This is a genomic window from Sporosarcina sp. FA9, from assembly GCF_051550205.1.
GTDB lineage: Bacteria > Bacillota > Bacilli > Bacillales_A > Planococcaceae > Sporosarcina.
In genome coordinates this window covers 1,644,736-1,668,658 of sequence record NZ_CP188819.1, presented here as the reverse complement: position 1 = coordinate 1,668,658, position 23,923 = coordinate 1,644,736, and the positions used below count along the sequence as shown (strand labels likewise).

25 protein-coding genes and 1 riboswitch are annotated in these 23,923 nt (G+C 36.4%); of the genes, 2 read left to right on the top strand and 23 right to left on the bottom strand.

The window, feature by feature from the left end; all coding sequences use genetic code 11:
- Window positions 1–33 precede the first annotated feature (33 nt).
- From ACP8HH_RS08125 to ACP8HH_RS08085, 9 genes are all read right to left on the bottom strand, one after another.
- Window positions 34–672, bottom strand: coding sequence for a flagellar brake protein (locus ACP8HH_RS08125; protein ID WP_438318403.1), 639 nt, complete (start codon window positions 670–672; stop codon window positions 34–36).
- Between the two features lie 81 nt (window positions 673–753).
- On the bottom strand, window positions 754–2,040 hold the full coding sequence (locus ACP8HH_RS08120) for a PepSY1/2 domain-containing protein (RefSeq protein WP_438318400.1): 1,287 nt from the start codon (window positions 2,038–2,040) through the stop codon (window positions 754–756).
- A gap of 87 nt (window positions 2,041–2,127) precedes the next feature.
- Window positions 2,128–2,901 carry a spore cortex-lytic enzyme gene (sleB, locus tag ACP8HH_RS08115; RefSeq protein ID WP_438319074.1) on the bottom strand — a complete coding sequence of 258 codons (774 nt, stop codon included), beginning with the start codon at window positions 2,899–2,901 and terminating at the stop codon, window positions 2,128–2,130.
- Window positions 2,902–3,003: 102 nt separating this feature from the next.
- Window positions 3,004–3,687, bottom strand: coding sequence for a glutamic-type intramembrane protease PrsW (gene prsW, locus ACP8HH_RS08110; protein WP_438318397.1), 684 nt, complete (start codon window positions 3,685–3,687; stop codon window positions 3,004–3,006).
- 59 nt (window positions 3,688–3,746) lie between these two features.
- Window positions 3,747–4,718: a YpdA family putative bacillithiol disulfide reductase gene (locus ACP8HH_RS08105; protein WP_438318394.1), complete on the bottom strand. Its 972-nt coding sequence runs from the start codon at window positions 4,716–4,718 to the stop codon at window positions 3,747–3,749.
- Window positions 4,719–4,787: 69 nt separating this feature from the next.
- On the bottom strand, window positions 4,788–5,582 hold the full coding sequence (locus ACP8HH_RS08100; RefSeq protein ID WP_438318391.1) for a metallophosphoesterase: 795 nt from the start codon (window positions 5,580–5,582) through the stop codon (window positions 4,788–4,790).
- Window positions 5,583–5,618: 36 nt separating this feature from the next.
- Window positions 5,619–6,278, bottom strand: coding sequence for a LysM peptidoglycan-binding domain-containing protein (locus tag ACP8HH_RS08095; RefSeq protein WP_438318388.1), 660 nt, complete (start codon window positions 6,276–6,278; stop codon window positions 5,619–5,621).
- Between the two features lie 68 nt (window positions 6,279–6,346).
- On the bottom strand, window positions 6,347–7,810 hold the full coding sequence (locus ACP8HH_RS08090; RefSeq protein WP_438318385.1) for a RecQ family ATP-dependent DNA helicase: 1,464 nt from the start codon (window positions 7,808–7,810) through the stop codon (window positions 6,347–6,349).
- Window positions 7,800–8,849, bottom strand: coding sequence for a helix-turn-helix domain-containing protein (locus tag ACP8HH_RS08085; RefSeq protein WP_438318383.1), 1,050 nt, complete (start codon window positions 8,847–8,849; stop codon window positions 7,800–7,802). Before ACP8HH_RS08085 ends, ACP8HH_RS08090 begins: the two co-directional genes overlap by 11 nt.
- A gap of 116 nt (window positions 8,850–8,965) precedes the next feature.
- On the opposite strand from ACP8HH_RS08085, the gene ACP8HH_RS08080 reads away from it, so the two are divergent.
- The gene (locus ACP8HH_RS08080) at window positions 8,966–9,217 is read left to right on the top strand and encodes a 4Fe-4S domain-containing protein (protein WP_438318380.1); all 252 of its coding nucleotides are present in this window, start codon (window positions 8,966–8,968) and stop codon (window positions 9,215–9,217) included.
- 123 nt (window positions 9,218–9,340) lie between these two features.
- Here ACP8HH_RS08080 and ACP8HH_RS08075 read toward each other — a convergent pair whose 3' ends face one another.
- From ACP8HH_RS08075 to ACP8HH_RS08020, 12 genes are all read right to left on the bottom strand, one after another.
- Window positions 9,341–9,922 (bottom strand): ECF transporter S component, encoded by a 582-nt coding sequence (locus ACP8HH_RS08075; RefSeq protein ID WP_438318377.1) that lies wholly within the window; start codon window positions 9,920–9,922, stop codon window positions 9,341–9,343.
- 157 nt (window positions 9,923–10,079) lie between these two features.
- Window positions 10,080–10,211, bottom strand: a riboswitch (FMN riboswitch).
- A gap of 76 nt (window positions 10,212–10,287) precedes the next feature.
- Window positions 10,288–11,505: a hypothetical protein gene (locus ACP8HH_RS08070; RefSeq protein ID WP_438318374.1), complete on the bottom strand. Its 1,218-nt coding sequence runs from the start codon at window positions 11,503–11,505 to the stop codon at window positions 10,288–10,290.
- The gene (locus ACP8HH_RS08065; protein WP_438318371.1) at window positions 11,506–12,033 is read right to left on the bottom strand and encodes an RNA polymerase sigma factor SigX; all 528 of its coding nucleotides are present in this window, start codon (window positions 12,031–12,033) and stop codon (window positions 11,506–11,508) included.
- A 45-nt stretch (window positions 12,034–12,078) separates the two neighbouring features.
- Entirely contained in the window at window positions 12,079–13,860 is a 1,782-nt protein-coding gene (locus ACP8HH_RS08060; RefSeq protein WP_438318368.1) for an ATP-binding protein, read from the bottom strand.
- Window positions 13,853–14,572: a response regulator transcription factor gene (locus ACP8HH_RS08055; protein WP_438318365.1), complete on the bottom strand. Its 720-nt coding sequence runs from the start codon at window positions 14,570–14,572 to the stop codon at window positions 13,853–13,855. Before ACP8HH_RS08055 ends, ACP8HH_RS08060 begins: the two co-directional genes overlap by 8 nt.
- A 131-nt stretch (window positions 14,573–14,703) precedes the next feature.
- Window positions 14,704–15,888 carry a c-type cytochrome biogenesis protein CcsB gene (gene ccsB, locus ACP8HH_RS08050; RefSeq protein ID WP_438318362.1) on the bottom strand — a complete coding sequence of 395 codons (1,185 nt, stop codon included), beginning with the start codon at window positions 15,886–15,888 and terminating at the stop codon, window positions 14,704–14,706.
- On the bottom strand, window positions 15,888–17,540 hold the full coding sequence (gene resB / locus ACP8HH_RS08045) for a cytochrome c biogenesis protein ResB (protein ID WP_438318359.1): 1,653 nt from the start codon (window positions 17,538–17,540) through the stop codon (window positions 15,888–15,890). Before resB ends, ccsB begins: the two co-directional genes overlap by 1 nt.
- 14 nt (window positions 17,541–17,554) lie before the next feature.
- Window positions 17,555–18,112: a thiol-disulfide oxidoreductase ResA gene (gene resA / locus ACP8HH_RS08040; protein WP_438318356.1), complete on the bottom strand. Its 558-nt coding sequence runs from the start codon at window positions 18,110–18,112 to the stop codon at window positions 17,555–17,557.
- 106 nt (window positions 18,113–18,218) lie between these two features.
- Window positions 18,219–18,950 (bottom strand): pseudouridine synthase, encoded by a 732-nt coding sequence (locus ACP8HH_RS08035; RefSeq protein ID WP_438318353.1) that lies wholly within the window; start codon window positions 18,948–18,950, stop codon window positions 18,219–18,221.
- A gap of 164 nt (window positions 18,951–19,114) precedes the next feature.
- The gene (locus tag ACP8HH_RS08030) at window positions 19,115–20,113 is read right to left on the bottom strand and encodes a D-alanyl-D-alanine carboxypeptidase family protein (RefSeq protein ID WP_438318350.1); all 999 of its coding nucleotides are present in this window, start codon (window positions 20,111–20,113) and stop codon (window positions 19,115–19,117) included.
- A gap of 14 nt (window positions 20,114–20,127) precedes the next feature.
- Window positions 20,128–20,718: an SMC-Scp complex subunit ScpB gene (gene scpB / locus ACP8HH_RS08025; RefSeq protein ID WP_438318347.1), complete on the bottom strand. Its 591-nt coding sequence runs from the start codon at window positions 20,716–20,718 to the stop codon at window positions 20,128–20,130.
- Entirely contained in the window at window positions 20,705–21,469 is a 765-nt protein-coding gene (locus ACP8HH_RS08020) for a segregation/condensation protein A (protein ID WP_438318344.1), read from the bottom strand. Before ACP8HH_RS08020 ends, scpB begins: the two co-directional genes overlap by 14 nt.
- A 47-nt stretch (window positions 21,470–21,516) precedes the next feature.
- On the opposite strand from ACP8HH_RS08020, the gene ACP8HH_RS08015 reads away from it, so the two are divergent.
- The gene (locus ACP8HH_RS08015; RefSeq protein ID WP_438318341.1) at window positions 21,517–22,032 is read left to right on the top strand and encodes a DUF309 domain-containing protein; all 516 of its coding nucleotides are present in this window, start codon (window positions 21,517–21,519) and stop codon (window positions 22,030–22,032) included.
- Here the strand turns inward: ACP8HH_RS08015 and ACP8HH_RS08010 are convergent.
- Together ACP8HH_RS08010 and lysA are read right to left on the bottom strand one after the other, a co-directional pair.
- Window positions 22,029–22,391 carry a GNAT family N-acetyltransferase gene (locus ACP8HH_RS08010; protein WP_438318338.1) on the bottom strand — a complete coding sequence of 121 codons (363 nt, stop codon included), beginning with the start codon at window positions 22,389–22,391 and terminating at the stop codon, window positions 22,029–22,031. The two genes, ACP8HH_RS08015 and ACP8HH_RS08010, sit on opposite strands and share 4 nt — an antisense overlap.
- Before the next feature lie 175 nt (window positions 22,392–22,566).
- The gene (gene lysA / locus ACP8HH_RS08005) at window positions 22,567–23,895 is read right to left on the bottom strand and encodes a diaminopimelate decarboxylase (RefSeq protein ID WP_438318335.1); all 1,329 of its coding nucleotides are present in this window, start codon (window positions 23,893–23,895) and stop codon (window positions 22,567–22,569) included.
- Window positions 23,896–23,923: the final 28 nt, after the last annotated feature.

Here is a 23,923-nt window from a genome sequence, read left to right as displayed (position 1 = left end):
CCTGCGACAGCAGCTCTTTCCCCTTTTGCATATTTATTTATTTCTCATTTCTAATTGTCTTTCGAAACAAAACCGAACAATACGCTGTTGATCTTCATTCTTAACATCGCCGAATTTTAATGAGGCTATATTTCGACCACTTTTCTCCCATATACGAACAACCGTTGCCTCGATTTGGAGATATTTTATATCCTTGTTTACAAAAGGTAAAACTATATATAAAGATAATACATCATTTTCTTTAAACGAAGGTTCATTTGGAAGGCTTAAAGCAATACCTCCAGCACTTATATCTACAGCTACAAATCGTGATTTATTTCCATCTTTTACTACAGCAACATCGATTGCTGTATCCACTCTAACAAATTCACGTCGTTGGATTTTAAGTATTTGATTGTCACCCGGATAAGACAATTTGAGCATAGGAATTCCCTTCATCATTCGTCCGCTGACTTCAGCTCGATAAGCATATGAAATTTTATTGCTATCCGTAAACGTGACAACTAATTGTGTGCCGTCTACAAAAAAAGCTGTTTTTCCTGTTTGAATATGTGTTGGATAATCAATCATTACATGATTTTCTGCGAGATCAACTACCTTACTTTTATATTTCACTTTTTCTTCTTTAAGAGTATTTTCAATAATAATAATTGTTCCGATTGCTAATAGCATAACCAACACCTACTATCCTAAGTCTTACATCTATTATGTCATGACTGGATAATAAATCAAATATGAAATTTCGAATATTCTTTACTGCTTTTCTGTTTTTATCACTTCTTTAGTTTCAGTATCAACAAGAACAGCATACGTATCTATTTCTTCGTTTGTTCCTTTCATTGTAACAATCAAGTAATAAGCGAGTCGCTGGTCAAGTCTTTCATTTTCCACATATGCAAGTTCCTCTTTTACCACAGTTACGCCTGAGTGGAAAAAACTACTCCAATCTATTTTTGTAATCGATTGTGGTTTTGTCGTTTCTTTTCTTATATATTCCATTGCATCAAGGCCAATAATATCTCCGTTATCTTTTGCTACTTTAATATGAATTGTATCTGAAAAGACTTTAGCTTTGTAATCTGGTTCAACTCGAACATAGACGAAATGCCATGCAGTATGGTTTTCCCGGGCTTCTTGAAAGACGGTATCTCCATATCCCGCATTTCTTAGAAATTCCTCGGCTTTTTCTTGAATTTCTAAATGACGAAGACTTTCTTTCCCAAATGGTCTTTCGGTTAAAAAGGATAGAATATGACCTCCTTTTTCAGTTATATCAATATATCCAATGGATTGCCCTTCCGCAAAGCGCAAATGGTAAAATGCGTATGGAGATCCAGGTTTACTTGGTTCAACAACAATCGAAGAATTTGATATTTCAGGAAAGATCTTTTTGAATCTTTTTATAGCATCCGCACTTGTTATTTCATGATCATTTAAATCTCTCAAATCTTTTTTCTTTAGTGAATCGGATTCACTTGCAGTTAAAGGAAAATCTGTTTCCGTATATTGCTTTACACTATCGCTCATACCGGCCCAATCATGTTTCACATCAATAGATTCAAGCTGGTTCGTCCAACCTTTTACAGTCATTTCTCCATCAATTAGACCCGTAGTAGCAATTTCCCATTCGCTTGCCATGTCACTAAGGTTTTTCGAGGCATTCTCCATCACTTTATGATATTGATCATCGTCTCCATTGCGCTCAGATTCTTTCGCGAAATTTCCAAGTCTCCCCAAATAATTCATCCAAGCATTTGAAAAACTTCGATCTAGAGGTAGACCACTTACAGAATTTTTAATATCTGATGATAATCTCCAAATGTCTTCACGTGCTTTTGTAGAACCATCTGATTCATTGAAAAGTAATGTTTTTTTCACAGCAGTATCCAATTCTTCAAGTTTCTCAGAAGCATCCGTCATTTCTTTTGCATATTGTCCACTTAGTAAATAAGCAAGTTGTTCATTTTCATTTGCTTTACTATAAGAATATATTGACAGTGCAGTTAACATATATACAAGCACAAAAACGGTTTTTTTCATAATTCAGCAAAAGCAATACCCAGAATTGCACACTTACTTCGGTATTCTTTCACCTTTTCGCCTCCTAACACTTATTTCTATCGACCATCAGTTACAAAAAATGTGCAAACCAATCTTCTTAATTTGTGGGCGCGACCAAATCCATTTGCTTGTCGCCGTAATTGGATTGAAGTAATAAATTGCGTTTTCCGAAGGATCCCATCCGTTAATTGCATCTAAAACTGCTTCACTGGCACGGTCGTTTGGTTCCAGCCATATTTGTCCATCGGCAACAGCAGTAAAAGCACCGGGTTGAAAAATGACACCACCAACTGAGTCTGGAAAATCCGCATGTTCAACTCTGTTTAATATAACCGCCGCAACGGCTACTTGACCTTCATAGGGCTCGCCTCTTGATTCACCATAAACGGCATTAGAAAGCAATTTCAAATCACGCTCAGAGTATTTCGGTGGTAATTGAATATTCTTTTTTTGACCTTCACCCTTTTCAACTTGTGATGCAAGGGGTTTTCCACCATAATGCGTAAATTTATTGCCTTTTTTTATATTCTCTTTGACAAACTTTTCATCGTATTTAGAAGCATCGGCTAATTTCTTTTTTGTTTTCGAACCCGCAATTCCATCCACGGGTAAACCATATTGTTCTTGGAAATTACGAAGTGCCCAGTAAGTTCCGTATCCAAATTTTCCATCAATCGTTCCAGAATAAAAGCTAATGTATTGAAGTCTCGATTGAAGTTCAATTACGTCATCTCCAAAAGCTCCACGCTGAATTTGCTGTGTACTAAACGCTCCCGTATTCAAAGGCGACAAAATGTACGCACCTCCAAAGAGAAGTACAACTACAACAATACGAATCATAATTTTCTTCAATTTTATTCCTCCTTTATAATCAGCTTGTCCAAAAATAATAAAATTATTAAAAATAAAAAAAGATCTGGCAAATGCCAGATCTTTTTATAATCACTCTGAATTCATGCGTGTTTTCCTTCTAAATTGTTGCACGGCAAAGGAATGTGCATATTTTACTCGCGTTAAACCGAACCACCATAAAAATATCATAAATGGAATGATTAAATACAAGAAAAGTTCGTGGGTTAGGAAAATACCGTTATATAAAAAATGCAGGCCAAATGGCGCAAGTAATGACATGATTAATAACTTTCGTTTATATTTATCTGCTGCAAATTTTGCACGACCTATATAATATCCCATCACAACGCCGAATAATGCATGGCTTGAAACAGGAAGTAATGCTCGTAGGAATGCTATATCCAATCCAAATGTAAATAGGTAAAGCACATTTTCAACAGCCGCAAAGCCCAGCGATACGCTTGCTCCATATAAGATACCATCGTACGCATCTTCAAATTGCACATGTCGATAAATGGCCAATAGTAAAATGAGCCATTTAAAGAATTCCTCTAGCGCACTTGTGAATACTACATCACGTAGGAAAATAGATGTAAAAACACTTTCTTCTTTAAATACATGTTGAATAAACATTATCGGGAAAGTCATGATAGCCCCATATATAAATGTGTGAAATATTGTCCGTGATGGCTCATTGGCAATTTCTTTTCTTAAATAAAAATAACTAAAGAGCGCCAATCCAGGCGCAATCGCTACTGTGAGCAAAATGAACATAGACGGCCCTCCCAGATAGAATTATATTAACACAGAGACAAATAAAAAAATCAGTTAGTTTACAGATTTATTTGTTTCGCATCAATTGCATTTGCTATTAACGATCCATGAAAACGACCGTTTTCAATAAAAATTTCATTTGCATTGTTCCCTGCAGCAATTACACCGGCAATATATATACCTTCAACATTAGATTCCATAGTGAGTTCATCATATTTAGGACGGCCGTTCACCATATCAATATGAATACCAATCTCCTTGAAAAAAGAATGATCGGGATGGTAACCAGTCATAATAAAAACATAATCTGTTTCTATTTCAATTGTTTCATTTTCATTGGTAATTATGACAGCGGATTCAGTAATTTTTTCTACATGCGAATTGAATTGCATCTTAATAACACCCGCCCGAACTAAACTTTCAAAACCTGGTAAAATCCATGGTTTGATACTCTGGGAATACTCTGCACCACGGTAAACCACCGTAACAAGAGCTCCAGCACGCTCCAATTCAAGTGCAGCATCTACAGCGGAGTTCTTTCCACCAATCACTACTACTTTCTTCTGAAAAAAGGGATGGGCTTCTTTAAAATAATGAAAAACATGGGGAAGATTTTCGCCAACTACATCAAGCATATTTGGATTGTCATAATACCCCGTCGCAATAACTACTTGCTTGGCAATATATTCTGATTTATTTGTCCCTACTTTAAAAATGTTTTTTTCTTTACGAACGGTTAACACTTTTTCAAAAGTATTAACCGAAATGTTTTTCAGCTTTGTAACTTCTCGGTAATAAACAAGTGCATCATTTCTTTTTGGTCTATCAATCGCAGTAATAAAAGGAATATCGCCAATTGAAAGTTTACTACTAGTGCTGAAAAAAGTTTGATGAGTTGGATAATTGTAAATGGAGTTAACGATATTGCCCTTTTCTAGAACAAGTACATCTAATCCCTTGTTTTGAATTTCAATTGCTGCCGATAGACCACAAGGGCCTCCGCCAACGATCAAGACATCTATCTTTTGCATAAGATCTCTCCTAAAAACACTTACTATAATCAAATTCATAATTTAAAAACCGATTTTTACTACATATTCTTAGTAATTCACTTTTATAACATGGCATTCCGAATCTGCACCAAGCCTTAGTGGCAAACTAGTTGTTCCGAATCCATTACTAATAAGCTTGGCACGATTTCCATCGATAATAAAAGACCCTTTTTCGAATAAGCCAAACTTACCAATTCTAATTTGGCCACCGTGAGTATGTCCTGCAAGCATAAGATCTGGTTGAAATTCAAGCTCAACTTTGCGGAAAAGTGAAGGAGTATGAGTAACAAGAATTGTCTTCTCATAACAATCAACATTACGAAGTGTAGCGGCGATGTCTGGCGATCCATTCGAGGGATCATCTGTACCTAAAATACCCCAAGTAGGATGACCTGGAAAAGTGGTGTTTTCATTATCAAGAATTTTACCATTATAGCGTGCAATAATTTTACGAATCTCTATTTCCCCAACTTCACGATCATTATTACCCCATATGAAATAGATCGGAGCTAAACTTGAAAGGTTTTCTACATTTTTTGAAATACGCTTTAGTGGAACGCCTCTTTCCGTAAGATCGCCACCAATAATTACAATATCAATTTCATTTTTTATTTTCTGCAAAAGATTATTATCTATTTTTCGGCGGTGAACATCAGATATGAAAAATAAAGTTAGGGAGCGATCTTTTGCATGAGCACTATCCGCAGTTATTTCATGGAAAAGAACATTCCTTCTAAACGCATTAACAATCATATATGAAATCAGTACCGTACTAAAAATCAGAAAGGAATAAATAAGTTTACTAATCGTGATGATTCCCCACCCTTCATTTAAAAAAGGCAAAGTAAAATACCTTTGCCCTGTTATTTGTATTGCTAATTACGGAATTATTAATTTCTGACCCGCATTAATGGTATTTGACGACAATCCATTTGCTTTTTTTATTTTCTCTATGCCTGCATCTGACTTATAATAATTAATTGAAATTCGATATAGTGTCTCGTTCGCGGCAACAATATGAGTCTTTGCATCAGATTGTGCTTGTGGTTTTACCACAGGCTTTGTTACCGGTTTTTCCACTGGTTTCGCAGTTGTTACTACTTCAGTTTTTTCCACAGGTTCTTCAACAGACTTTGAGGTAGTTTCCTCGTCCTCTGTCTCGGCTTTCTTTGAAATATTCGTATTCACTTTATTTGAATCTTCCTTCTCTTCATCATCAATTACTAATTCTACTTTTGCAACATCCTTTGTACCGCTGGATAGATTATTGTTTATTTCATAGCTGCCTTTAGACTCTATCTCGGTAGTTAAACCTTTTTGAGGTTCATAAAAATCAGTTAAAACATAAACCAATATGGCAACAGGAATTAAGGTAAATAGTGCGAGTATAATATTTATAGTTCTATTTGCCGAGCTTTTTTTTGGCTTTCGACCTTTTTGACGTAATTCAAATCGAGATGGTACGTTTTTTTCTTCATCTATAAAAACCGTTTGCCTATGTTCTTCAAATTTAGTTTTATAATCATCTTTTTTCATCATATGACTCCCCCATCAGATCATGCTATTGTTTCCATTATGACGAATATTGTCGGAAAAGTAAATGGACATCATCTATGTTCACCAAGAAGTAGGCGAAGTCGCTCCGTCCACTCCATCGGCTTTCGCTCAGAATGATGGTCTTCATCATTTAACAACCAATCCAAAGAAGTGATTCCGCAGTTCGAGCAACAGTTTGTTGGCCGAGTAATCACTTGTTCATCAAAAAACGACAAAACCTCTTCCCTTATACATATGTTTGAATGAACAATTTGTAGCATTTGTTGCAATTTCACTTCCTTTTCTAGACTAATTTCTTTTAAACGGATAATTGTGTTTTCTACAGTCATTCGTTCTAAATAGTACTCTACAACCCGTTGTTTTGTTTCACTAATGCCAGCCATTTCACTAACAATTTCATTTGAAACCCCGTCAGTCAACAAGTTGCTGTAATGTTTAACCTCTTCTTGTGTCGGGAGATCTTCTTGAACAATAAAGCGCGATTTCCTTTCATCTTCTGGCGAGAACAACAGTGTAGCTGCCGACAAATTCCCATCACGGCCCGCTCTTCCAATTTCTTGAATATAGCCTGCAATTGTTGTAGGAAATTGCTCATGAATTATTTGTCGAATATCATCTTTATGTATACCCATTCCAAAAGCATTTGTAGCACAAATCCACTTCACTTCCCCGTTGATGAATTGGGCTTGAACAAAGGCACGATCTACTTGCTCCATCCCAGCGTGATAAGAAGTGATTGACAGACCTTTACTTGATAATAAGTTCGCAAGGTTCTCTGCACGTTTTCTAGAGGATACGTAAATTACCCCCGATCCAGAGCTTTGTTGCAAGCGTTCAAGAATCCATTTTGTTTTTTCATTTTGTGATTCCATTTGAACAATTGAAAAAGATATATTAGGCCGGTCAAGTGAATATTTATGTACTACTGAGTGATTCAAATTTAAATATTCTTTTATGTCATTAATAACTTTATCATTAGCAGTAGCTGTAAGTGCAAGAATTGTTGGCCGTTTAATCTGCTTTAAAAATTCCCCTATCCTTAAGTAATCCGGTCTAAAATCAAATCCCCATTGCGAAATGCAATGGGCTTCATCGACTACCAATAAAGATAATGGCATTTTTTCAAGTTCAGACATTACATTTTTCTGCAATAACATCTCAGGTGATATAAAAATAAATTTGTACGCACACAAGTTTTTAATGATTCTATTTTTTTCTTTAAAAGTTAGAAACGAATTTAAAGCAACAACATGTTTTTCACCATTTCTTTTCATAATCGCTACTTGGTCTTCCATAAGTGAAACAAGTGGTGAAATAATTAATACTGTACCTGAGGACATATATGCCGGTAATTGAAAGCAAAGAGATTTTCCAATGCCTGTCGGTAAAATGGCTATCGTATCTTTACGAGAAATAACATCCCGTACAACCTCAAATTGTCCCGGTCTGAATTCGGTAAACCCAAACTTTTCCTTTAAGACTTTATAGATTTCATTAGTTTCATTAGTTTCCATCTTCCTCTCCTCCAGACATAGCACCTAATATGAGGCGAATTTGAAAATAAGATAAGTGATTAAATTCATTCTTTAATAAGCGTAATCTTTTTGTTTTTAGTTTATGAGCCATATTAATTACTGCTCGAATATCTTCATTTTTAACGAACTGATTTAAAGGAAAATATGAATCATTTATGGACATTTCAGCAAAGTGGTCCTCAATTGTACTCATTTTCAATCTACGAATTTCTGCAATATTAGACATAGTCAGGCCCTTTTCAAAATACCTCTTCGTTTTTGTCGCAGAATCCGTCAGATAAGTTGATACTTTTATGTTATCCGTCAATTTTCGCAAAAACTGCGCCTTTCCGGATATTTCTATTGCATCAAGTAATAAATGTAACCCCTCAATAAAATATAGACGGATAGTTACTACATTAAGTTTCAAACTTTCAGAGAGCTGATTCCATGTCCAGCCTGTTATCCCATACCCACCAAGCCTATGCAACAGAATAACTTTATGTAAATCTACCATTCTGCTCGATTCTATGTAATATTGGAGCTCTTCCATAACTTCAATAGAAAATGAAGGGTTATTAATCGGTTGTTTATATAATATATTTTTCACGAAGATTTGAACTTCATAATCTCTCTCCGTGGGAATAAATAATTTGGAACCCACTCTGAAATTCGATATTGTTTGAATCGTAAGTGACAATCTGGAAAAAAACACAATTTCATTCCCTCTATAATCCCATCCATTAAAATGATATGTTGGCAGAGTCGATGATAATTTCTTCCCTATTTCAGTCACATGGACAATTGAATTTTCTTGAATGGATAAATAGTCAGATTTTATTAACTGATCAACTGCCTCATCGTACAATTCAATTGCCAACTTTGGCCAAATTCCAAAAAAAGCTTTCAGATTATAGTATTCAACATCCTGAAGCGTTTGTCCCGATTTTTTTCCACGAATTAAATGGAGCCCATTATAAATGGTTCTCTCCCCATCCATTCGACTAATAATTGTTAAAAGGATTGATGATAAATTCATTAAATGGACACCTCCATTCTAAAAAAGTGTTTTTAGGTTGAAAACTTTTGAAAACATCTTTAGAATAGAACCGTAGACAAATTGTTACGAGCGGAGAAAAGAGGAGAGGTTTTACTATGCCTAAATATACAATCGTTGATCAAGATACATGTATTGCTTGTGGAGCTTGTGGGGCCGCAGCACCTGATATTTACGATTATGACGACGACGGAATCGCTTTCGTTATTCTTGATGATAACATGGGCACTGCCCAAGTTCCAGAAGAACTAATGGAAGACTTAGAAGATGCATTCGATGGTTGTCCGACTGACTCAATAAAAGTAGCAGACGCTCCCTTTGACGGCGATGCGTTAAAATATGAAGACTAACTTTTAATTACTAGAGTTCAATCTTTATCGAAACCTCACAATTTTGTGAGGTTTTTATTTATATACAGTTCAAAATCAAAAAATCACCCCATTGTCAAAATGACTTTGGGGTGATTTGTAGTATTATGAGGCTAATTCTGATCTTTGTTGCGATATCCATTTCTTCATGCTATTAAATAATAGCAATGTGACTACCATGAGCATAACACCTTTAATCAAATTAAATGGTAAGATTCCAAGAACAATCATTGTATACATTGCATCACCAGTAACAAGTGGTGCATTTAAGAAATACGTGTACATCGGCAAGAAGATAACATAATTCAGGAAGCTCATGCCTATAGCCATTGCAAGTGTTCCAATAACTAAACCGGTTGCAAGACCCTTTGTAGTACGGAATTTATTAAAGATGTAATAGATCGGTAGAATAAACAACAAACCCGTTACGAAGTTGGCCATTTCTCCAACCGGAACTCCCGTAGGACTACCAGTGAAAAACCAATGCATTACGTTTTTGATTAATTCTACTCCAATACCGGCAACTGGACCCATAGTCATTACTGCCAATACTGCTGGAATTTCTCCAAAATCAATTTTCAAAAATCCTGGTAGAGCGGGTAAAGGAAAGTTAAACTGCATTAATACAGTTCCGATACTTCCTAGTATTGCGACTAAAATCATTTTTCTTAACTTCTTGTTCTTCATTTGTTCCTCTCTCCTTTTGCGATTCACTTCAAAAGAGGAAAGGCTAATCAACTATTTATGCCATCAAAAATATCCCAAAATCAAATAAGCTCCAGGGAATAGAAAGGCGCACTAAATAAGAATCCTTTTTGTGGACAACACAAATAGAAGACAGCACCTTCACCTTCTCCCATCCAGACTATACTGTCGGCTCTGGAATCTCACCAGAATCAGCTGTTAAGCTCGCGGGCTCGGAAACTAAGTTTCCATTACCGCCGGTCGGGAATTGCACCCTGCCCCGAAGATGAATCAATATTATGTTACTGCTCTATCATACATTTAAAAAAGTACTTTGTAAACTTATGCGTTTACAAAGTACTCATTATTCATTTTAATAGAAACGGCATTGGATTTGGCCCAATCGGCATTGGTAAAGGTTGTGTAAAATCAAAGCTTTGCCACTCCGTTTGACTAATGTTTTCAAATTGGATTTGTGTATTGAAGCTCGCGCCTGTTAGGAGCATACCTTCTATCATTTGAAGAGCTTCTGTTGGAAGCATTACATTTAAATCTAAAGTCTCATCAAATTTCACTCGAGCTAATTCACCATCAATTGTTACACTAAAATTAATATTTTCAGGAATCAAAGGCACATAAACATCGTTCGGCTTTACTTTCATTTCCTGTAGTGCTTTTTCAAGTGAATCATATGATTTATAGAAGTTTGAAGATAAAATTTCCAACCCGTTATTTTGAATGAACAAGTAGAAGTTTGTACTGTTGTTTCCACTCTTCAATTCCATCGGTTTACTTGGTTCACCTGCTTGATCAAATTCATGAATCGAACCGTCTTCATTTTCAAAACGAATGTGATTGAATCCATAAAATGTATCTTGTAAGGAATGACTATATACAGCTATGGAACCGGAGCCCATATCATAGCTATGGCCAGTCGGTAATACATGTGTAATCACTTTTCCGTCAACTGAAAGCATTCCTTTATATGGATGATACTCAGAGAAGCCAAGAGCCTCTTCGTCAATTTGGTCAGCATACTTTTCATATAAGTCCAAACTTGTTGGTTGAAGTTCTCCGAAATCTTCTCGAATTTTTTCAGCAGGAATTATAAATGTGACAGGAACACTTTCTGCAGCATCACCAGCAAGTCCTAAATGAAAAACAGTATCTCCGGCAATGTCATTCTCGTAAACAACAGATGATTTAAACATACTTTCATCGAAAGAAGTTATTGCTGCTGACTCATCTGAGGCCGAATCCATTTTACTATCTTCATCCCTACTTGTTGTTCTGCCAAAGTTCTCCATTTTCTGTTTACCATCCATTTTTTTATCCGATGAAATATTTGTCAATGCAACTTCATTTTCCTTAAGCATAGATGGAACAAGCACGCTAAGAACGACAAGTGCTGCAGCAGCAACAACTGCAGGTATCCATCTCTTCCGTTTCTTATGAACAGGGGATTTTAAACGTTCATCCTTCTTTAAACGCATTAAAACTTCCTTTTCCGAACGGTTATCAGGGATATTCGGCATATTTCTAAGAAGTTGCTCAACGTTTTTATCATCCGACTTCTTATCCTTCATTTAATTTCCCCCTTCTACAGGAAGAGCACTCATTTTCCTTTGTAATACCTTGATTGCCCTATGCTGTGTTGTCTTAACTTTTCCTTCTGTCCAACCAAGCACTTCGGCGGTTTCAGCTATTGATAAATCATTGAAATAACGCATTATAACGACCACTTTTTGATCCCCGGTACACAAATCCAATTGGTGCAACAGTTCTTTCATTTCTTCATTTAAAACGGCCGATTCATCCGGTAAAATCCCCGTAGAAACGAGCTCACTCTTTTCCCAATCGAATTTATCGAACAAATGTTTTCTGCGAACTGAGTTTTTTCTAAAATGATCTATTGCAACATTTTTCGCAATAGAAAAAAGCCACGTCTTCTCAGAACTCTTCCCCTCAAAGCCGCTATATGCCCGCATTACTCGCACATAGACTTCATGTGAAAGATCCTCAGCTAAATCCCTGTCTCTTGTCAAATAGATAAGAAACTTGAACACATCTGAATGATACTGTTCATATAGTCGATGGAAAACGGAGTCATCCATTCAATCCCCCCGTTCATATTATTAGTCGTTTTGAACTGTTAAAAGTTACATTTGTTTTAATGGTAATACACATTTGAAAATAGTTCCCGAATGAATACCTCTTGTAGCAGAAATCATACCACCATGTGAATCGATTATATTTTTGGCAATTGCAAGACCAAGTCCTGTGCCACCCTTTCCACTTGTTCTAGCTTTATCTGCTTTGTAAAATCTTTCGAAAATAAAAGGCAAATCTTCTTCAGGAATACCGTAGCCCGTATCTGTCACTATAATTTCACAAGTGTCCATGTATATTTCGACAGCGAGACTTACATTTCCTCCACTTGGTGTATGACGAATTGCATTATCAATCAGATTTGTAAACACTTGTTCGACTCGATCTTCATCTGCATCCAGAAAAGTATCGATACCTTTTGAAGTATTAAAAACCAATTCTACTTCTGCATCCTTAGCTGTTTGCATGAATTTATTTACGACGCGTTCCAAAAACGGAGCCACATTAAACACATTTTTATGAAGAATCATATGACCGGATTCCATTCGAGCTAAATCAAGTAAATCAGTTACTAAACGTCCCATCCTTTTAGATTCTTCATGAATGATTTGTACCATTTCATTACGCTCTTCATCATTTGAAGGGACGCCATCAAGAATGGCTTCACTATAGCCCTGCAGCATCGAGATAGGCGTTCTTAACTCGTGTGATACATTGGCTATGAAATCTGATCTTAGCTTGTCTAGCTGATGCTGTGCGGTCATATCTCGAAGTACCGCAACAGCACCCCGTATACTGTTACCGCTATAAAGTGGACTTATCGAAATGGTGTAAAATTGTCCACCAAGTTCAAGTTCATCCTCAACTTCCTCTGAAAAAGACAAAACATGCTCCAACATATGAAATATTTCTGGTGGTATTGTTTTATCTGTTGCATTATTTTTAAAGTACCAGTTTTGCAGTAATCTTTCTGCTTGGGGATTGCTAAGCAAAATCGTATAATCCCTGTTAAAAGTTATTACCGCATCCGTCATAGAAGTAAGAATACTTTCTAGTTGTTCTTTTTCCTGATTTATTAATTCAACATGATATTTAAGTTGTCTTCCCATTTGATTGAATGCCGTAGCAAGTTGTCCGATTTCGTCATTTTGAAGCGAGGGCAACGTAGTGTCGAAATTACCTTTGGACAATTCATAAGCTGCTTGACGCATTTCTCTTAGTGGCGAAGTAATTTTGGAGGATAGGAAAAAGGCGAAAATAGTTGTTAGAATAAAAGCGATAAAAGCTGAAAGAAAAACGATAGTTGTCGTTCTTTTAGTAGTATTATGTATTGCTTCAAGGCTTTGGTAAATAAATACAGTACCACTCGTCACATTTTCTGAGATGAACGGATCCGCGAGAACAATGTATTTCTCCATGACATCGTGTTCAACAATTGACGGTAAAATCATTTCTTTAAATACTGGTTTTCCCGTAGTAGCGACCAATTTAAATGCCGGTTCTGAAAGAATCTTTTGTTCAATTTTTTCTTTATTTAAACCTTTTTGAAAAGCATGTGTAACTTTACCGTTTTCGTTCAAAATAATTGCATTCGTTTCCTCATTCAAAATATCCTGAACGATTGGAATAAGTGTAGATTCATCATCCTCATGCTGCCATACAATTTTCGCAATTGTGAACGCTTCTCTTTCTAACGACTTCTCCGCTTGTTCTGTATGAAAATTATCTAGAAACTCTAGGAGTAATGCGGTAACAATAAACAATATAAAAGTAACGAGAAGCAGTATGGTTGCCCACAGCTTCCCGACGATTGAGTTCCATATTCTATTCATTATGGGCCTCGAATTTATATCCGACACCCCAAACTGTAACAATCATTTTAGCCGCACCTTCGGAAACTCTGTTTAGTTTTTCACGAAGACGTTTAACATGTGTATCTACAGTGCGAAGATCTCCGAAAAACTCATAATGCCAAACCTCTTTTAACAATTGCTCACGGTCAAATACTTTATCTGGTGATCTTGCCAGAAAGTATAATAATTCGTATTCTTTTGGAGTTAAGTTTACCTCTTGCCCTTCAGCTGTTACTCGATGTGCATCATGATCGATTGTAAGCTGTGGAAAGACAACCAAATCTTTTGATGCCGAAGTAGAAGCTACGCCCGGGAACGTTACGGATCTTCGCAAAATTGCTTTAACCCTCAACACAACTTCCCTAGGACTAAACGGCTTTACTATGTAATCGTCTGCACCTGATTCTAAACCCGTAATGCGATCAGATTCCTCCCCTTTTGCAGTTAACATAATAACTGGCGTCATATTTTTTTGCTCTCTTAATTCAAGCAAGACTTCAAGACCGTCTTTTTCGGGCATCATTTGATCAAGTAATATACAATCATAATTATTCGCAAGTGCTTTTTCAAGTGCCTCAGCGCCATCTTCAGCCTCTTCAACATCATAGCCTTCACGTGTTAGGTACATATTTAATAAACGACGGATTCGATCCTCATCGTCCACAACGAGTAAAGTAACTTTTTCATCCATGCATAATTTCCCCTTTCAATCTCTTCTAATTACCATTGTACAATCGACACACTAAAATAGAAATAAAAAGACTGTACGGGATATGAAACATTTCCGCACAGTCCTAAAGAACGCTGTCTATACAGTCATTTTTAAGCGTATGAGTGAAGTCCAGCAAGAATTAAGTTTACAACAATTAAGTTAAACATAATAATGACGAATCCAATTACCGCAAGCCATGCAGATTTCTTACCTTCCCAACCTTTGGAGAGTCGCAAATGTAGAAATGCTGCATAAAAGAGCCAAGTAATAAGAGCCCATACTTCTTTTGGATCCCATCCCCAGAATCTTGACCACGCTTCGTGTGCCCAAATCATGGCGAATATTAGTGCGCCTAACGTAAATACTGGAAAACCGATAAGAACGGAGCGATAGACAATTTCATCCATCAACTGAGAGTTTGTCTTCCTCGCAAGCGGTTGAAACACTGCAGCAATTGGCTTTCGAACAATAAGTCGTATTAACAAGTACAATACGATTCCCGTTGCTACTGACCAAACCAATGTCGTTAACGTTTTAGCGTTAACAATTGCAGGCATTTCAACAAGCGGTGTCATTCTATCGGGTGTTACTGCAACGTATTCGTTTAAACCAAAAAGAGGGGGATAATTATAAATCATTTTTCCCGGTTGTTCATCTTTATTCACATATGTGAATTCGGCTTCGTAACCCGCCACAGAAAATGCAGTGGACGATAAAATGAAGCCAAGTGTCAGGATAATAACGAACATGACGCCTTCTAACCAAAAACTAGACTTCGACTTCTTAGTCATATCTACATTTTTAAGTAAGAAAACGAGTCCAGCGACAGCACCAATTGCAAAAATAGCTTGGCCGAGAGCCGCAGTACTTACGTGTACATATAACCAATAACTATTAAGTGCAGGTATTAGCGGCGTTATTTCGGTAGGAAACATACTTGCATAGCCAATAATTATGATCGCAATCGGCAGTGCAAACAAACCTAAAGAAGGTGTTTTGTACAACCAAAATAGCATTATGAATGCCCCGACTAACATCATTGCAAACGCAGTTGTAAACTCGAACATATTACTTAATGGAGCATGTCCAGCAGCTCCCCAACGTGTAAAGAAGTAACCAAGATGTGTTAGAAAACCAATTATGGTAATTGTAATACCAATTTTGCCCCATCTACTATTGTTATATGTTTCTTTGGAATTGGCACCTTTTACCGCGCCACCAAAAAAAAGTGTTGCGACTAAATATGCAATGAATGAAATGAATAGTAAATTGGAACTCCATGATGCTAAATCCATTATTTAAAATCTCCTTCCTGATCATCCAATTGGGAATCGGAGTCTTCTCTGTCTTCATAAATTGGTAAGTTGGCATAATCTTTTACGATATCAATTTCTTTCTTCAAATAAAACCAGTTTTTATTTGTATGAGCTGCGATAAGCATTTCATCATCTTCACTTTTTTGAACCCAAATTCGTCTGTGATTCCAATAAGCTCCTTGTGTAACACCAATCATAAAGATAATGCCTCCAAGTATTAGAATATACAAAGTTTTATCTTTACGAATTGTAAGTCCTGAAATATCACGTGTTTCCGCACTTACAAAGTTCACCTTGTACTCATTCACTTCTGTTTCCAGCGTTTGACGAATTGCAACAAAACTCATTTCACCATCTGTTTTAGCTGGTGTAATCATTTTAAATATAAATGCTGGATTGTTTGGTATTGGCGACTTCGATACAGGTACTCCGTCTTCTACACCGTTATAATCTGGAAAATAGTTTTTAAGTTCAACGGTTGCACCATTGCCCAAGTCGTAGACGCGTTCAGGAGTTACTAGATCAACTGTAAACTCTCCAAGTGATTTCTCAGTTGACTTTTCAGTAAGTTGGAAAGTCATCGCTGATAACTCATCTAAACGATAGTCCATTTGAAAAACTGAATAGCCATCAAATGTCAATGGTTTATTCACAATAATGGAATAGTCTTTTTGGAATTCTAGCTTTTCTGATTGCCCGGGCAACCCGTCCTTATCTTTTTTATATAAACTAACGTCAGTTTGATAATTTTTAGCAATCATTCCAACACGATCAAGTGCTGTTTCAAAAACTTCACCAGCATCTTCTTTTGTATAATTTTCCAAGATAAATTTGTTATTCTTTAAATAATAGCCCGGAGCACCTGGTATCGATCGAGTTTCACCTTCTCGAAGCCACATTGCTTCATCTACGTAAAATCCTGGAATACCGTGCAATAATATACCGAAAAAGAATATAATAAGACCCGTGTGATTTACGTAAGGGCCCCATCTTGCAAAACGGTTTTTTTCCGCGAGTATCGCTCCATCTTCAACTTTTACCTTATATTTCAATTCTTTCAGTTTCTTTTCCGCTTTTACGAATGAATCCTCTACATCAGAAACTTTACCTGCACCGTATACACGTTGCCGCTTCATAAAGGATGGATGTCTTTTTGTACGTTGGAGCTTTAGTGATTTATAAAGCGGAATGACCCGATCTATACTAGCAATAATGATAGAAGTACAAAGCATTCCTATCAATATTTTGAACCACCAGCTTGAATACATATCATAAAAACCAAGTTTATAATAAAGAGTACCGGCAAAACCATAAAGTCTTTCATAATAAGCTAAGTACTCTGCATCCGTTTGTGCAGCTACATACATTTTTTGAGGGAACATTGTTCCAATTGCCGATGTTGTAAGTACAGCAACAATGATGCTTATCCCTATTTTGACACTTGAAAAGAAGTTCCATATACGATCAATAATCGATTTATTATATGTTTGTGATCTTCTTGCGGAACCTTCATATCTCATATCGACGAGCGTACTCTCTTTTGCTTCCTCGGTTTGTGGCCGACCACATTTCTCACAAAGCACTGTACCAAAAGGATTAGTATGGCCGCATTGACATTTAATTTCGCTCATTTCAAATGTGCTCCTTACTCGGGTTGAATGCTTTCCATATAGCCACGAATTTCAGCTTCAGACATTTCCCGTATAATAATCTGTTCAATTTTTCCATCCTTATTAATAATAAATGTAGTAGGTAAAGGCTTTATAGTATAAACTTCCTTTACACTTTCATCTTTATCAATGGCAATAGGAAACGTTAATCCGTAATCATCTCTAAATGTTTCCACTTGTAAATCAGAACCTTTAATATTTATTGCTAAAATGTGGACACCTTTGTCTTCAAATTCAGCATGCATTCTTTCCATAGCAGGCATCTCTCTCTTACATGGAGCACACCAAGTTCCCCAGAAATTAAGGAAAACACCTTCGCCTCGATAATCAGATAGTCTATGTTTATTCCCCTCTAAATCAACGAGTTCAAAATCGGGAGCTTGATCGCCAACTTTCAACATTTTTACATCTTTTTTCGTTAAGATGGCAAAAATGACAGCTGAGACAAGCACGAATAATATTATCGTTCTAATTATAAGACGTTTTTTTTTCTTTGATGCTCGAAGTTTTTCTTTATCACTCAAATGAGTCATACACATAACCCCCTAACCCACTAGTTCACCATATAGTATAACAAATAGATATACACAAACCCTTGTAATTAATGAAAGGTCTGTGAACGATAGTATTTAATTAGTATTAACCAATTTTACCCGTTTCAGCAAGTACTCGTAATTGTTTTACCTCGTGTTTCGTTAATTGTCTTGATTCACCTGCATTTAGACCGATAGTCGTAAGAATTGCAAATGATTCTCTTCTTAGTTTTTCTACTGGGCAACCAATCGCATCAAACATTCTTCGTACTTGACGATTCCTACCTTCATGGATTGTAATTTCTATTAATGCAGTATTGGATTTTTTATCAACTGTTCGCATCTTGACATGTGCAGGTGCTGTCATTCCGTCTTCTAAAAGAATCCCCTGTTCCAATTTCTTCAAATCTTCGCGTTGTGGGATACCTTTTACCTTAGCAATGTATTTTTTTTGAATTTCAAACTTTGGATGCGTCATTAAATATGAGAAATCACCGTCGTTCGTCATAATTATTACACCAGAAGTATCATAATCTAGACGCCCAACCGGGAAAATTCTTTCTTCAATATGTGGAAATAAATCCAACACTGTTTTTCGTCCTTTTTCATCGTGAGCTGTTGAAATAATGCCACGAGGTTTATATAGAAGAAAATAGACACTTTCCTCTTTTGTGATTTGAACCCCTTCAACTTCTACTTTATCAGAACTGGAGACCTTCGTTCCTAATTCTGTAACGACAATCCCATTCACCTTTACTTTTCCGTCAACAATTAATATCTCTGATTTTCTTCGAGACGCAATACCTGCTTGTGCTATCACCTTTTGTAATCTTTCCATTAGTTCACTCCGTCCTATGTGCTGTGAAAATTATGTCATACTTTAAGAGAAATTAAAAGAAGACTGCCCTATACAGAGGCAGTCTTCTCAATTTAGACATATGTTTATTAAATTCTAAAAAATATCTTGATTTATCACTTCACTCGATCTGTTTACTTTTTTTGTTATTGTTTAATCAGTATTGGTGATGTAACTAGTGTTTCGTTGTTTAGAGAGATTGTCCAGTCACCATTACTTAATGATTTTTTCCCCCTTGGAATACGTACAACGGAAAACAAATTCTTCTTTTCTCCTTTTTTTAAAAGTAATCGAATAGGCGTTTCAAGCTCACCATCTATTCCAGGTAAAATAGAATACGTACCTTTTTTTGCAACGGTTATTAGTTTATAAGACTTAAATACCTGATTGGCTAGGTTCTTATGTGTGTTCCAATCATTTCCATCGTTTAAAGTGACAACTATAATTTTTTTATCATCCTTTTGGAAGTAAGTAGCTAAAGTACGCCCAGCGGCTTTTGTAAAGCCCGTCTTTCCAGCAATAGCTGTCGGTTCCGAATGAATTAGTCGATGCTTATTTTCCCAATTATAACTTTTGTCTTTAATTTTATATCTATAATTCTTAGTCACAGCAATTTCCCTAAACTTTTCGTTTTTCATTGCCAAAAAAAGCATTCGAGCGGTTTCATAGGCTGTAGACATATGCTTTTCATCATGTAAACCAGATGGATTTGTAAAAACTGTATCTTGTAGGCCATAAAACAGTGCTTTCGTATTCATTAAATCTACAAAACCTTCCAACGAACCTCCAGTATGTTCCGCAAGTGCGTGGGCAGCATCATTACCCGACCGAAGCATTAAACCGTATAGTAAGCCATCTACATTTTCCACTTGATCTTGTTGTAAATAAATTGAGGAACCCTCAGCTGAAGCAGCTTCGGGGGATATTATAACTTCACTAGATAAAGAACGACTTTCAATAACAGTTAACGCGGTCCATATTTTTGTCAAGCTCGCAATTGGTAAACTGACATTTTCATTAGAACCCATTAATAATCTACCTGTTTCCGCATCGATAACGGCCCATGCTTGTCTAGCAGAAGCATCTGCACTACCGATAAAGAGAAATAATGACATAAATAGGACGATGAACACTGTCCGTTTCAAGAACTCTTTCCTCCTCACTCTTTTTCTCCAAATACTTCTTGGAATTGTGTCATAAACAAGTCTGTATCTTCTTGAACATTATTTTCTTCCAACATAAGTGGCGGTAATGATTTAAGTGAACTTAGTCCAAAACGATCTAAAAACAAATCTGTAGTACCATACAATATCGCTCGTCCAGTCCCTTCAGAACGACCATTCTCCATAATGAAGCCTCTGGAGATTAATGTATTAACAGGGCCATCTGACTTTACACCGCGCAAATCGTCAATTTCAACTCGCGTTACTGGTTGTTTATAAGCAATTATTGCAAGCACTTCAAGTGAGGCTTTCGTAATCGAGTGAGGAGCCGGGTTTTCTAACAAACGTTTAATGTCATTTGCGTATTCAGCTTTTGTTACGAGTTGGTATGCTCCACCGAACAACTTCAACGTAATACCACTTTCAATTCTTTCTTCATAATTGGTTAAAAGTCTTTCTAGTAATACAAGTATTTCTGATTCTTCTAACTCTGTTAATGCAATTAATTGTGCAATTGTTAAGCCTTCATTGCCAGCCATAAATAAAAAACTTTCAAGCATTCCAATTACCCTGTCACGATTCTCCATGAGTCACTCCCTCCTTTCGGAAAGAGACAATTAGCCGATCAAAATTGAAACCTTGTTCCACGGTCACATCTTTACGCATCATAAGTTCAAGTAACGAAAGAAAAGTAACGACAAGTTCGGACAAATCCCCTTCATCGTAAAGGGAGTAAAAATCACAGCTTCCACCGCTTCTTTCAAGTCTCTCCATGATTTCGTCCATCTTATCCCCCACAGACTGCTCCATCTTCGTTATACTAGCAGTAAGAGGTGCCTTTAAGCGTTTCCGATCAAGCATTTTTTGAAACGCGCCAATTAAATCGAATACATTCAAGTTGGCTTCGGTTGAAACTGCAATAACTTCTCCGAATTGTGTAAGATCTTCCGGGTTTTTATTGAAATGTTCGGCTCGCTCCTGTGCAGATTCTTGTAAAACAATTGCCACATCTTTGTATTTCCGATATTCAATTAAGCGTGCAACAAGTTCATCTCTTGGATCGTCTTCTAAGCTGAAATCGATATCATTGCCAAAGTCATCACCTTCATGGATAGGCAATAACATTTTACTTTTAATTTCAATCAAAGTTGCAGCAAGCACAAGATATTCACTTAATTCATCGAGTTGCAGCACACGCATCGTGTGAAGATGTTCTATGTACTGCTGTGTCAATTCCGACATGGGGATATCATAAATATCGATTTCAAGTCGATTGATTAAATGGAGTAAAAGATCTAGAGGCCCTTCAAATGCTTCAAGTTTCACTTTATATAACATTACTTACCACCTGCCTGTCATTTTTAATTCTTGAAAGGACTGATTGTATGAAACCACTTCACAATCCATTATTTCTAAAGTTTATTGTTTATTTTAATGAGAATCAAGATTACTTTGAATGTCATGAAGTATTAGAAGAATATTGGAAATCAATTCCGAATCGAACAAAAGACCATCCACTTACCGCATACATTTTACTGTCAACCGGAATATACCATTTCCGAAGAGACAACAAGGTTGGGGCACAACGTACACTTCGCAAGGCGTACTCAAGAATGGAAACAATGACGGTAGACTATCCTGAATACACAGATGGAATCGATTTTAATCTTTTATGTAAAGATATCAATAAAATGCTAAGTCAGTTGAAAAATGATGAATCTTATCGCACGTTTAAAATCCACATTATATCAGATGAACTTGAATCGCTTGTTAACGATCTGCAACTTGTACTCGAACTTCTCCCAACAGGAAGCGATGACGTTATTCATAAACATATGCTCCGCGACCGATCAGATATACTTCTAATACGTGATAAAAAAAAGAAGGGCAGAGAATATTAATCTGCTCCTTCTTCCTTTTGTGTGCATTTTTGTAAAAACAAATCTGTATCTTCCGTGCTCATGCATTCTTTGGTTGGGAACATTGCCCTTAACTTAGTAACCATTTCTTTACCGATTCCTTCACCACGGAAAGACGGATTGACGGTAATATGATTTAAGGTGTACTCATTTTCTTCCATAATGATACCAACCAAACCAATAAAGTCTTCTTCTTTTTTATATAAATATAACTGCCAATCTGCTTCCGTTTCATACATGTGCATTGTTTCTTGTAATCTTTTCACACCTTTCTCACTAGGCATAAATGAAAGCAAACCCATAGCAATTTTTTCATATGTTTTTTTATACCGTAATAGCATAATATTGAACCCCTTCTTTTTTGAAAATCTCGTCAATCGAATAGGAATGTCGCAGTTTTTCAAGTAATGGGCAGTTACCTTGGATCAATAAATGGGGCTATAAAATACCAATATACAGCACCCCATATACAACTAGCAACCAAAATAGAAACTAATAATATTATATTTCGTTTCCTCAAAGTACTTCCCCACTTTTCATATTACGCAAGGGAATGTCAAGTCTAATGATATCCTCATACGTTTCTCTTCGAATAACAAGTTGATGCTGACCATTTTCCACGAATACTACAGCGGGTCTTGGAAGTCGATTGTAATTGCTTGCCATTGAATAACTATAAGCCCCTGTACAAAAAGTTCCGATAATATCACCTTTAACAGGTGTTGCCAGAAATGCTTCTTCTATTAGTTTGTCTCCAGATTCACAGCATTTTCCTGCAATTGTCACTTTTGTTGAATGCGATTCATTCATTCGATTTGCTGTAACCGCAGTATATTTTGCTCCATAAAGTGCAGGTCTAATATTGTCAGACATTCCACCGTCTACAGCAATATATGTACGAACCCCCGGAACTATTTTTGTACTACCAAATGAGTAGAGCGTCGTACCAGCATCCCCTACAAGAGATCTACCGGGTTCAATCCATATTTCGGGAACCGGGTATTTATACTTTTCAGTCATAGATGAGACAATCATTGCCATTTCTTTAACGTAAACAGAAGGTTCTAAAGGCTTGTCCTCTTCAGTATAACGGATACCAAAACCTCCACCTAAATTTAATACAGTGCAAATGAAATCATAATCCTTTTGCCAAGCAATCATTTTTGTCATAAGTGCTTCTGCAGCGAAGCGAAAAGCCTCTGTTTCAAAAATTTGAGAACCAATATGACAGTGCATACCCAAAACATTAATATAGGGATGTTTGTACAACTGCAAAAAAGCTTCATCCGTCTGACCATTCTTCAAGTCAAATCCAAACTTAGAATCCTCTTGACCTGTTGTAATATAATCATGGGTATGCGCCTCTACACCAGGTGTCACACGAATAAGTACATCCATTTTCTGTTTACGTTTCTCCGAAATTTCTTTTATTAGAGCAATCTCGGATAAATTATCAATTACAATACAACCTATACTTTCTTCAAATGCAAACTCTAACTCTTCATAGCTTTTATTATTCCCATGAAAATGAATGCGTTCCCTAGGATAATCCGCCTTTATCGCTGTATATAATTCTCCACCTGATACTACATCGAGTGATAGTCCTTCTTCTTTAGCAATTTCGTAGATAGCAATTGACGAGAACGCTTTGCTTGCATAAGCTACTTGAGCACGAATTCCTGCTTTGCGGAACGTTTCTTTAAAAGCATTTGCTCTTGCGCGGAATAATTCAATATCATAAACGATAACTGGTGTTCCATATTCGCCAGCAATGTCGATGGTATCGACTCCACCAATTGTCAAATGACCATTAGTATTAATTGATTGTGTTCCATACAGATGCATTAAGCATCCTCCTCCCCAAGGTTAACTA

Coding starts and splice junctions, on each gene's coding strand:
- ACP8HH_RS08125 (WP_438318403.1), bottom strand. CDS start 672: ATGCTATTAGCAATCGGAACAATTATTATTATTGAAAATACTCTTAAA.
- ACP8HH_RS08120 (WP_438318400.1), bottom strand. CDS start 2,040: ATGAAAAAAACCGTTTTTGTGCTTGTATATATGTTAACTGCACTGTCA.
- sleB (WP_438319074.1), bottom strand. CDS start 2,901: ATGATTCGTATTGTTGTAGTTGTACTTCTCTTTGGAGGTGCGTACATT.
- prsW (WP_438318397.1), bottom strand. CDS start 3,687: ATGTTCATTTTGCTCACAGTAGCGATTGCGCCTGGATTGGCGCTCTTT.
- ACP8HH_RS08105 (WP_438318394.1), bottom strand. CDS start 4,718: ATGCAAAAGATAGATGTCTTGATCGTTGGCGGAGGCCCTTGTGGTCTA.
- ACP8HH_RS08095 (WP_438318388.1), bottom strand. CDS start 6,278: ATGATGAAAAAAGATGATTATAAAACTAAATTTGAAGAACATAGGCAA.
- ACP8HH_RS08090 (WP_438318385.1), bottom strand. CDS start 7,810: ATGGAAACTAATGAAACTAATGAAATCTATAAAGTCTTAAAGGAAAAG.
- ACP8HH_RS08085 (WP_438318383.1), bottom strand. CDS start 8,849: ATGAATTTATCATCAATCCTTTTAACAATTATTAGTCGAATGGATGGG.
- ACP8HH_RS08080 (WP_438318380.1), top strand. CDS start 8,966: ATGCCTAAATATACAATCGTTGATCAAGATACATGTATTGCTTGTGGA.
- ACP8HH_RS08075 (WP_438318377.1), bottom strand. CDS start 9,922: ATGAAGAACAAGAAGTTAAGAAAAATGATTTTAGTCGCAATACTAGGA.
- ACP8HH_RS08070 (WP_438318374.1), bottom strand. CDS start 11,505: ATGAAGGATAAGAAGTCGGATGATAAAAACGTTGAGCAACTTCTTAGA.
- ACP8HH_RS08065 (WP_438318371.1), bottom strand. CDS start 12,033: ATGGATGACTCCGTTTTCCATCGACTATATGAACAGTATCATTCAGAT.
- ACP8HH_RS08060 (WP_438318368.1), bottom strand. CDS start 13,860: ATGAATAGAATATGGAACTCAATCGTCGGGAAGCTGTGGGCAACCATA.
- ACP8HH_RS08055 (WP_438318365.1), bottom strand. CDS start 14,572: ATGGATGAAAAAGTTACTTTACTCGTTGTGGACGATGAGGATCGAATC.
- ccsB (WP_438318362.1), bottom strand. CDS start 15,888: ATGGATTTAGCATCATGGAGTTCCAATTTACTATTCATTTCATTCATT.
- resB (WP_438318359.1), bottom strand. CDS start 17,540: ATGAGCGAAATTAAATGTCAATGCGGCCATACTAATCCTTTTGGTACA.
- resA (WP_438318356.1), bottom strand. CDS start 18,112: ATGACTCATTTGAGTGATAAAGAAAAACTTCGAGCATCAAAGAAAAAA.
- ACP8HH_RS08035 (WP_438318353.1), bottom strand. CDS start 18,950: ATGGAAAGATTACAAAAGGTGATAGCACAAGCAGGTATTGCGTCTCGA.
- scpB (WP_438318347.1), bottom strand. CDS start 20,718: ATGGAGAATCGTGACAGGGTAATTGGAATGCTTGAAAGTTTTTTATTT.
- ACP8HH_RS08020 (WP_438318344.1), bottom strand. CDS start 21,469: ATGTTATATAAAGTGAAACTTGAAGCATTTGAAGGGCCTCTAGATCTT.
- ACP8HH_RS08015 (WP_438318341.1), top strand. CDS start 21,517: ATGAAACCACTTCACAATCCATTATTTCTAAAGTTTATTGTTTATTTT.
- ACP8HH_RS08010 (WP_438318338.1), bottom strand. CDS start 22,391: ATGCTATTACGGTATAAAAAAACATATGAAAAAATTGCTATGGGTTTG.
- lysA (WP_438318335.1), bottom strand. CDS start 23,895: ATGCATCTGTATGGAACACAATCAATTAATACTAATGGTCATTTGACA.